Genomic DNA, 10142 nt, shown 5'->3' with positions numbered 1-10142 from the left:
CCATTCACACTTAAATCAATGCCGGTCGTAGAATTGACAATATACTTTGTGGCAGGGCTAACATACTCAGCAAAAATCCAACCCGTTTTGGATTGATAGGTTGTTTTATACCATTGATCTTGCTTTTGGATAAGATCAACCGTCGTGTCTTTCGGAATGGTATCTAGCAAATTTCCTGTAGGTGAGGGGGTATCTCTTAGATTTAGGCCAACTGAAGCGGTGATTGTTCCTTTTTGAGTTTGATAGATGGAGGCGCCTTCATTAGTATTCTCAGCTGGGGGTTCAATTTTCATATGTTCTCGCATGAGGGTATAGACGGAGGGCGGAATATCTTCCTTTTCAGTTAGTAAAAGGGGGGCCTTGAATTTTGAAGCAAGTATCGTACCGGCTACGGCATCAGGAAATGTGATGCCGGAGGCTAAGAAAAGGTCATCTGATTCATAAGTGTCTTTCATATAGGATGTGACTTTGGCATTGGTTTCGTAGCGGTCCAAACCCGCCAAACGCGTTTCAATCGTAAACCCATTTTTAGTTAACCCGGCAGAAGGGATGACAGCTTCCCCGCCGATCACAAATAAATGCTTTGGTGCGATTTCTTTATAGTATTGAATAACGTAATTAGGAAGTGTTGTTGATGTAAGAACGATAGGAATTTGTTTAATCCCGGCAAAGGTAGCGGCGGATAATGCATCCGGAAAATCATCTCCGTTAGCAAGGATGAGTGAATCACTCGATAAATGTTTGGCAAGAAGAATGGAAGTTGCATAACGATCCGCTCCGCCAATACGTTCCCATGGTAAAGCTAATGTATCCAGCTCTTTTTCGATAGAAGGTTGTAAACAAGCGATTCCGCCCAGAAGAATGATTTTTTGCGGCTTTAAGCGAATCAGCTCGTTAAGAACTCGCGGATCAATGGAGTCTCCTTTGGTAAGCAGAATTGGAGCATTTAAGCTTACTGCAAAAGGGGTTGAAGCTATGGCATCCGGGTAATCTGAGTATTCACATAAAATAACCGTTTGAGCTGAGTCCCATCCTTTTTGAGCTATTTGAAGAGCCGTTTCAACCCTGTCTTGTCCGGCAATACGCTCTGCTGGGAAAACTAATGGGCTGGCATTTGTTATTAAAGGTAAGCTTAATATTATAGCTAACGATGTAATGATCGTAAATATAATCTTTTTCACTAAGTTCACCCTTTCCCCTATCGAGAAAATCAAGATATGTAGATTATACCATAAATAACTTATTTTTTAATGAAATTTATAGAAATTATAAGAAAATTATTTCTGAGGAAAAACTGAATAAATACGCTCAAGAATCATAAATGGCAATTTAAAACATCATAATTAGACTATTGTGTCCTATTATGATGTTTATTTAGGGATTACGGCAATAATAAAATATTAATTTGCCGCAAAACTAATGCATAAGTAAACATTATGTATTAGAATAGAGACATGAAGAATGAAAGGATGAGGGTAATGAATTCTAAGACCGTTTCTATTTTAGGCGATGAGGCTAAAGATTTGTTAGAACACAAATGTATGACTATTCCCAAAGAGCTTCTTCATCTTCCCGGAGCCGATTTTATCGACCGGATAGTTAGTATGACAGACCGATCGAATAATGTCTTGAGAAATTTGGCAACGCTTTTTAATCATGGACGCTTAGCCGGCACAGGATATCTTTCCATATTACCTGTAGACCAAGGGATAGAACACTCTGGAGCTGCTTCTTTTGCACCGAACCCTATCTACTTCGATCCGGAGAACATAGTCAAACTTGCCATTGAAGGTGGGTGTAACGCAGTCACTTCAACTTTAGGAGTCTTAGGAGCGGTATCACGCAAATATGTTCATAAAATCCCGTTCATTCTCAAAATTAATCATAATGAACTTCTTACCTATCCTAATTCCTTTGACCAAAGGCTATTTGCATCCGTTGAGCAGGGTTTCCAACTGGGGGCTTTGGGAATAGGTGCGACAATTTATTATGGCTCTCAAGAGTCAAGCCGACAAATTGAAGAAATCAGCGCCGCCTTTAATCGGGCGCATGAACTGGGCATGTTTACGGTGCTTTGGTGTTATTTGCGGAATGATGGGTTTAAAAAGGATGGCGTTAGCTATGACGCTTCCGCTGATTTGACGGGGCAGGCCAACCATCTAGGTGTTACGATCGAGGCGGATATAGTAAAACAAAAACAGGCTATTAATAACGGAGGGTACGTTGCTTTAGGATTTGGCAAGACAAGTAAGCTGGTTTACTCTCAATTGACGACTGACCATCCGATCGATTTAACTCGCTATCAAGTTGCCAATTGCTATATGGGGAGAGCTGGACTGATTAATTCCGGCGGTCCTTCAGAGGAAAATGATTTACAACAGGCTGTGAAAACTGCTGTTATCAATAAAAGAGCCGGTGGTATGGGAGTGATATGCGGCAGAAAAGCATTCCAGAAACCCATGGAAGAGGGTATTGAAATAATTAATGCGATCCAAAATGTCTACCTTGAGGAAGGGATTACCATAGCTTAACGAGGAATAGAGACAGCGTTCATAAGAAAGGGGATGTGCCGAAGCTTTAAGATTTGGCGCATCCCCTTTTGAAACTATAAACTAACTCAAAAGCAGCTTTATCTTCTTTAGATGATGAAGTAGAATATAGAGAATAGCCCCAACACAACCGGAGATATGAGGGAAGACAATGTATCCAACAAATCTAAACTATAAAATGCCGGCGGAATGGGTCAAGCACGCGCGTACCTTTATTTCTTGGCCGGTTCAGTCCTCGATGTGTTATCCGGAGAATTATGACGAGGTTTGCCATGGCTATGCCGAAATTATTCAGGTTATTGCTGAATTTGAACCAGTGACGATTGTTGGAAATCTTGCTGATTCGGAAAAGCTCTCGCGATTATTCCAGAATGATCAGATTGAAATTCTTTTTATCGAGCATAATGATGCCTGGCTGAGGGATAATGGGCCGACATTTCTGAGCCATGCTACAGGGGAAGGCGCAGGGGTTAATTGGCAATTTAATGCCTGGGGCGGTAAATATGCGCCGTGGGATTTAGATAATCAGGTTGCTCCTCAAATGCTTAACTCTATCGGACTGAATTGCTTTGATGCTCCCCTTGTGATGGAAGGGGGTTCCATCCATGTGGACGGAGAGGGGACGCTGCTGACCACGGAGCAGTGTCTCCTGAATCCCAATCGAAATCCGGAACTAACGAGAGAACAGATTGAAGCGGAATTAAAGAAATTCTTGAATGTGCGTAAAGTAGTCTGGCTGAAAAACGGGTTAGACGGGGACGAGACGGACGGCCATATTGACAATATCGCCTGCTTTGCGGCACCGGGTAAGATTCTGATTCAGATTTGTGACGATCCTGAGGACGAAAATTACGTGATTACCCAAGGGAACTTAAAGATCCTGAGTGAGGAAACCGATGCCCTGGGAAGAAAATTCGAACTTATCCCCATCCAACAGCCTCCGAAATTGTGCGATCCGGAGACTGCTAAGCGCTATACCTTGAGTTATCTGAACTTTTATTTTGTCAATGGGGGACTGATTTTGCCCGTTTTTGGGGGGATTGCCGCAAAAACCGACCGTTTAGCTGTGCAGGTGTTGGGTAAACTCTTCCCCAAAAGGCGGATTCGCACCGTTAATGGCATGGCGCTTATCCGGGAGGGCGGCAATGTGCATTGTATAACTCAACAGTTGCCGGAGGGTGTTGGATGAGAAATGTAAAAGTGGCTGCCACGCAGATGAGCTGTTCGGGAAGCATCACTGAAAATATTGGCAAAGCGGATGTATTTGTTCGGGAAGCAGCAAAGATGGGCGCTCAAATTATTCTGCTCCAGGAACTGTTTGAGACCCCGTATTTCTGTCAAAAGGAAAAATCCGCCTATTATATCTATGCGACGGAATTAGAACAGAACAAAGCGGTTCAGCATTTTAAACAAGTAGCAAAAGAGCTTCAGGTGGTGCTGCCGATCAGCTTCTTTGAGAAAAAAAACCAGGCCCGCTATAATTCTCTGGCCGTCATTGATGCGAATGGAGACGTGTTGGGGAAATATCGCAAGAGTCATATCCCGGATGGTCCGGGTTATGAAGAAAAATTCTATTTTAATCCAGGAGACACGGGTTTTAAGGTCTGGGATACCCGCTATGCCAAAATTGGGGTCGGGATCTGCTGGGATCAATGGTATCCTGAAGCCGCGCGATGTATGGTCTTAATGGGTGCGGAGCTGCTCTTATATCCGACGGCTATCGGCTCCGAGCCCCAAGATGGGTCCATCGATTCCAAGGATCATTGGCAGACTTGTATGCGCGGGCATGCCGCTGCAAATCTGATTCCGGTGGTGACCTCAAACCGGATTGGGGTTGAGGAGGACGAAGATTCCAGGATCACCTTCTATGGCTCTTCCTTCATTGCCGGGCCGCAAGGGAACAAGGTGGCGGAAGCAAGCCGGATAGAAGAAACTGTCTTGGTTGCTGAATTTGATTTGGAGAAGCTGGAGACTCAGAGGCTGGAGTGGGGAATTTTCCGGGACCGGCGGCCTGACTTATACGGACTGATCTCATCCTTTGATGGAGAGTTCACCATTAAGTGACACATTAGCAATCCATACGGGAATTCCCATTTTTGAAACCCATCTCAAATCAAATCAAAAAGTTCTTTCAGTTCTTGTTCGGATAATTTGGAGAGCAAGGTTTCCCCCGATTGGATGACCGAATCAATCAGCGATTTTTTCTTAGCTTGCAAAGCATTAATTTTTTCTTCGACTGTTCCTTGGGCAATGAGTTTGATCACCTGAACGGCGTTTTTTTGGCCGATGCGGTGTGCACGGTCAGTGGCTTGATCTTCCACAGCGGGGTTCCACCAGGGGTCGTAGTGAATGACCATATCTGCTCCGGTTAAGTTTAAGCCTGTGCCACCTGCTTTTAAAGAAATCAGGAATACTTTTCCCATCCCTTCATTGAAGGAATGGGCCATTTTTAAGCGTTCCATAGCTTTAGTGGAACCCGAAAGATAGAAATGCTCAATACGCTCTGCGCACAGATAGTTTTGGATGATGTCCAGCATCGTCGTAAACTGGGAGAAAAGCAAAATCCGGTGACCGCTATCGAGAGCGCTTGTGAGGATTTCCTGTAAGAGCAGCATTTTGCCACTCTCCCCGGTATAATTTTCCAGAAATAAGGCCGGGTGACAGCATATTTGTCTAAGTCTGGTCAGAGCAGCCAGGATTTTCATGTGGCTTTTGTTATAACCTACGGTTATAATTTCCCGGGCTATTTTCCCTTTCGCTTCCTGTAAATAGGCTAAGTATAATTTTTTCTGGTCTTCCGTCAAGGGAGCGCTAAGTAGGGTTTCAATCTTGTCGGGTAGCTCTTTGAGGACATCTTTCTTCAGTCGTCGTAGAATGAAGGGTTTGGTATGGCGACTTAATTCCACAAGAGGTTGAGAGTCCTCGCCTTTGATAATCGGTATTTCGTATTTTTTACGGAACCCCTGGTGGGAGAGGAGAAAGCCCGGCATAATGAAATTAAAAAGGGACCAAAGTTCGGAAAGCGAGTTTTCGATCGGCGTTCCCGTCAGGGCAAAATAACCCTGGGCTTGAATCTGTTGGACAGATTTTGCGTTTAGGGTTTGCGGATTTTTGGTGTGCTGAGCCTCGTCTAAGAAACAGTAGGAAAATTTCAACCCGGCAAATTTATCGATATCCCGCCGCAGTATAGGGTAGGAAGTGACCACTAGGTCCCATTGTTCTTCCAGATCGGATAATCGGTTATGTCGTTCCTGGGGGGTGCCTTCCACTACCAGAACTTGCATGGAGGGGGTAAATTTCCTGGCTTCCTCTTGCCAGATATAGATCAATGACGTGGGGGCAATGACCAACGCGGGTCCTGGAACATTATGCTTTTCCGATAAAATAAAAGAGAGGACCTGTAAGGTCTTGCCCAACCCCATATCATCGGCCAAAATGCCACCTAGACCAAACGAAGCCAGAGTTTTTAACCATTTGAAGCCGGTCTTCTGGTAATCCCTTAATACATGCTGCAATTCTGCGGGGATTTCGAACTCCCCGTCTTGGGGTTTGAGGATGCTTTGGACTAATTGTTTAAAGGCTATATTGCGACGCACCCCCGGCAGGTTAGCATGACATAAAAAGCTGTCAATATACATAGCCCGGTAGCTTGGCAAATTGAGCACTTTAGTGTTCAGATCCTCGGCGTCAAGGTCCAAGTAATCCAGAAGTTGAGCAACAGAAGTCAACTCAGTCTGGTTTAAATCAAGGAAAGAGTCATCCCTGAGGCGGTGGTATTTCTTCTTCAATTGGAGGGAATGAAAAATATCCGCTAATTCGTCTTGTTCAATATCATTGCATTGGAAGGAAACTTCTAAGATATTCAAGGTTTCGTCTAAACTTACCTGACCGGAGAACGTGGTAGAGGTTCGGATTTTGACTTTGAATTGATCGGAGTAGTATATTTCCGCAAGGAGTCTTAGTTGAGGAAGCCAGGTCACTGTAAATTCAAAGATTTTATCGTCGTCTTCAAGGTGAATTTGACCTTTGGAAACAATAAAATCGGCTTGTTCAAGGATGTTTAGGATTTTTCGCTCTTGGTCTACAGAGCGGATGAGGATCACAGTACTATCTGCTGAATTATTGAGGGTTTCCCGGGTAGAAGCAAATGGATTAATGACAGTATTACCATAGTGAAATTCCAACCGGGCAGTGATTCCCATATCCTTTGCGCGATCAAAGTAGATACTTGCTTGTAAGGGTTCGCGGTTGAATTTGTCCTCCAGGGTGGGGTCAATAGATACTTGACCCAGTTTTCCGAGTAAAGGCAGAGCTTCCGAAACGAAAAACTCTTTCTGTGCCGCTGAAATGACAAGACTGGTCGTGGATCCTTTGCGGAGAGCCGTTAAAATAGGGGGGAGAAGATCTTTTTGGGTAGGGGAAGCCTGATAAATGTTTTGCCGGTAGGAGTAGTAACTGCCATCTGATGTAAGTTGGAGAGGTATTTCGTCACTTTCTACTGCCAAAGAAAGATCTTGCCCCTGGGTCTGGAGGGAGAACTCCAAAGGCAGCTCACGCCGGATAATTTGGGTGAGAAGTAGGGGGGAGGAGCTGATGCCCCAAAGAAACACTTTGTCCCCTAAGGCGTCCAGAAATTTAGTCAGGTAATACCCACTCAGCGGCAAAGATTTTTGGCATAGGGGGGAAGCGGTAGACAAGGTCCCTTGCATTTCCGTTAAAGCTGTATGCTGCTCAAACATTTCCAGGAGCATGGCGATGAGCGCTTGATCTTCTTCCTTAAAGGATTGGTGCGATGGTTCAAACGTAAACTGTTTGCCGAATTCAAGAGATCGCCCTTTTTTAATAGAATAGATGAATTGTTCAATGTTCTTAACCACATATAGTCGCTGGAGACCCAGTTTGAGTTGAATTTGGGCGGAAACCCGGTGACCGGGGATGATTTGGAGTTCTACGACGAGGGTTACCTCTTCTTGGGGAATTTCCTGGTGATGATTGGAAAATATCTCCAAGAGATCTTCCGCGATGCGGTTATGGACTATACGATCAGAACTAGCCGTGGGTAGTTCCTGCTGGGCTGCTTTTAATACGGCGATGACATGTTTGCATGCCTTCGGTGAGCCTGTAAAGGCTGGGCAAGTGCAACGGTAGGAGCGTATAGAGGAATCTTTCTCAAAAGATACTTGAACGGCATAACGCAATCCTCCAATGACATTAGCGCTCACCAGACCATTATCAGGGAAGAAGATGAAATTTCTGACCCTACCTGCTGTATAATAGGAAAAACCCTTCTCATATACTCGACCATTATCGGCAAGATCCAGAATTTGTTGTTCAGAAATGTTAAAGCGAGGCATGAAATACTCCTTTTAGCGGGTTATTCTATGTATGAAGGATATCTATTAAGGATATCATACTTGAGGGTTACCAGTCTATTTCATACTCGTGATAATCTATCCATATACTAAATGTTAAAGCGTTGTAAGATTGTATTAACGGAAAGATAGCAGGAGAACGGGACATATATGTAGAAGTGATACTACGTTCAAGAAGAGTAAGAACCAAAGCTAGGAGGGGATGTTCCGTGCTTATTACCTGCGATAACAGCATGCAAATGGGCTATATTTATTTGATGCCCAATGAGACGATTGCTGAGTACACCCTCGAGAAAAGTGATATCGGACTATATTATGATGTAAACAGTCTTAGTATCCCAAGGATCAAATGGCTGGGCATGGGTCATAGTTTAAATCAAATGCGTTTGGCGACTAAGACGTATCGAGAGGCTGTTGATAATGCCTTTCATTGTGAATATTGGAATGATCTGGATAGCGAAGGGTATATGATTGGAATCGAACTGTATTTGACGGAGGAACTATTCTTGCCTTTAGTAGCGCATCAAGCTTTCAAACTTTACGATACACATTGGCGTAACCGTGATTTCAGAGTTCTTACCTTGGATGCGTATCATGATGTGCTTAATAAAAATAATATTATTTATCCCTTAACCGCTGAAAAAGACGCTTTTGTAATAATAGCCATTGATCCTTTATCCAAGGTGGGTAAGATTATGGCCCTTATCTCTGCAAGGGATGATATATATCCGATAGAATATTTACAGAAACCACTGTTTATGTTAGCTAATTCAAGTCGATATTTCAACAGGGATTAAGTAGAAGAATTAAATGAACATTACCGAATAATAGTGTCAAAAAAATGTTAGAAGAGGGGTACAGAATTAATTATGCTTACGGTTGAAAAAATCGGCGGAACGTCAATGTACCAATTTCACAATGTGCTCAATAACATTATAGGATACCCGAGCTCCTTAGGATTCCGTTACGGGAGAGTCTTTGTTGTCTCCGCCTATGCGGGAGTAACCAATATGCTCCTTGAAGATAAAAAAACAAAAGCTCCGGGTATCTATCAACATTTTATTAATGGTGAAGAGTATGAAATTTCCATCGATCATCTGTTAAGCGAGGCCCTCAAAATTAATAAATCTTTTATCGACATTGGCCTGGATGAAAAAGTATGTCGTGATTTTCTGGTCGAACGAATCATACAAACAAAGGCTTATCTCAACAGCATGGAAGATATCATCGCCTCTGGGTATGTCGGGCGGGACAGTATATTCTCCGCTGCCAGGGAGTTGCTGGCATCCATTGGTGAGGCGCATTCAGCCTTTAATACGGTAAACATACTCCGTAACAACGGTATTCTCTCAGAGTTAGTTGATCTAACGGGTTTTCGCGATTCTCAACAACTTTCGATCAGCGAACGTATTGAGAAATCCTTCAGATATGTAAATCCTCAGGAGGCGATACTTGTTGCCACCGGCTATACAAAAGGGATCGAAGGGATCATGCGGGAATATCAAAGGGGATACTCAGATATAACCTTTTCGAAGATTGCCACACATCTTCAAGCAGATGAAGCAATTATCCACAAAGAATTTCATTTATCCTCTGCCGATCCCATAATCGTGGGCGTGGATAAAGCTATTGTCGTAGGTAGGACAAACTACGATGTTGCCGACCAACTGGCGGACATTGGAATGGAAGCCATTCATCCTAATGCTTCGAAACCGTTAGAAATGGCGGGAATTAATCTGCGCATTAAGAATACCTTCGACCCGGATCACCCTGGAACAGTGATCTCCAATGACTATATTGGTCCCCAAGCGAAGATTGAAATCATCGCCGGTTCCGATAAAATCGTGGTCCTGGAAATTCATGATACATCAATGGTCGGAGAAGCAGGGTTTGATTTGGAAATTATGAGGAAGTTTAAGAGTCATAATATCAGTTACATCATGAAAGCTACTAACGCCAATAGTATCTCGCTCGTGATCTGGGAATCAGATTTGAACGACCACTTGGTACCGGAACTGGAAGCTGTATATCAAACGGTTACCGTTCAGGAGGCGGCGATCGTCTGTGTGATTGGCTCCAATATTGCTATGCCCAAGATTCTGGCCAGAGCGGCGAATGCCTTGGCTAAAAACGGGATCAACATTAAATGTGTGTCCCAGTCGCTGCGCCAGGTGAATATGCAATTTGTCGTCGATCGAGAAATGTATAGAAAGGCAATAAT

General features: G+C 43.6%; 7 protein-coding genes. 5 read left to right on the top strand and 2 right to left on the bottom strand.

Going from position 1 to position 10142, the window contains the following annotated elements:
• On the bottom strand, nt 1–1181 hold a 1181-nt coding region (locus tag AC6I5A_RS00230; RefSeq protein ID WP_497900369.1), incomplete at its 3' end, for a cell wall-binding repeat-containing protein.
• A 297-nt stretch (nt 1182–1478) separates the two neighbouring features.
• Here AC6I5A_RS00230 and AC6I5A_RS00225 point away from each other — a divergent pair.
• From AC6I5A_RS00225 to aguB, 3 genes are all read left to right on the top strand, one after another.
• Entirely contained in the window at nt 1479–2531 is a 1053-nt protein-coding gene (locus tag AC6I5A_RS00225) for a class I fructose-bisphosphate aldolase (RefSeq protein WP_034610311.1), read from the top strand.
• 169 nt (nt 2532–2700) lie between these two features.
• A complete protein-coding gene (locus AC6I5A_RS00220) occupies nt 2701–3738 on the top strand; it encodes an agmatine deiminase family protein (RefSeq protein WP_034610309.1) in 1038 nt (345 codons plus the stop codon).
• The gene (gene aguB / locus AC6I5A_RS00215) at nt 3735–4613 is read left to right on the top strand and encodes an N-carbamoylputrescine amidase (RefSeq protein ID WP_034610308.1); all 879 of its coding nucleotides are present in this window, start codon (nt 3735–3737) and stop codon (nt 4611–4613) included. Before AC6I5A_RS00220 ends, aguB begins: the two co-directional genes overlap by 4 nt.
• Nucleotides 4614–4657: 44 nt before the next feature.
• On the opposite strand, the gene AC6I5A_RS00210 is transcribed toward aguB, so the two are convergent.
• Nucleotides 4658–7903, bottom strand: a complete 3246-nt coding sequence (locus AC6I5A_RS00210) for a DEAD/DEAH box helicase (RefSeq protein WP_034610307.1) — start codon at nt 7901–7903, stop codon at nt 4658–4660.
• Nucleotides 7904–8130: 227 nt separating this feature from the next.
• Here AC6I5A_RS00210 and AC6I5A_RS00205 point away from each other — a divergent pair, with 227 nt between their 5' ends.
• Together AC6I5A_RS00205 and AC6I5A_RS00200 are read left to right on the top strand one after the other, a co-directional pair.
• Nucleotides 8131–8718 carry a hypothetical protein gene (locus AC6I5A_RS00205; RefSeq protein WP_034610306.1) on the top strand — a complete coding sequence of 196 codons (588 nt, stop codon included), beginning with the start codon at nt 8131–8133 and terminating at the stop codon, nt 8716–8718.
• Nucleotides 8719–8790: 72 nt separating this feature from the next.
• A partial coding sequence (locus tag AC6I5A_RS00200; RefSeq protein WP_034610305.1) for an aspartate kinase occupies nt 8791–10142 on the top strand: 1352 nt, incomplete at its 3' end.

This window comes from Desulfosporosinus sp. Tol-M2, from assembly GCF_059735615.1.
Note: the sequence above shows the minus strand (reverse complement) of the source record. Positions and strands in the feature narration are given on the sequence as shown.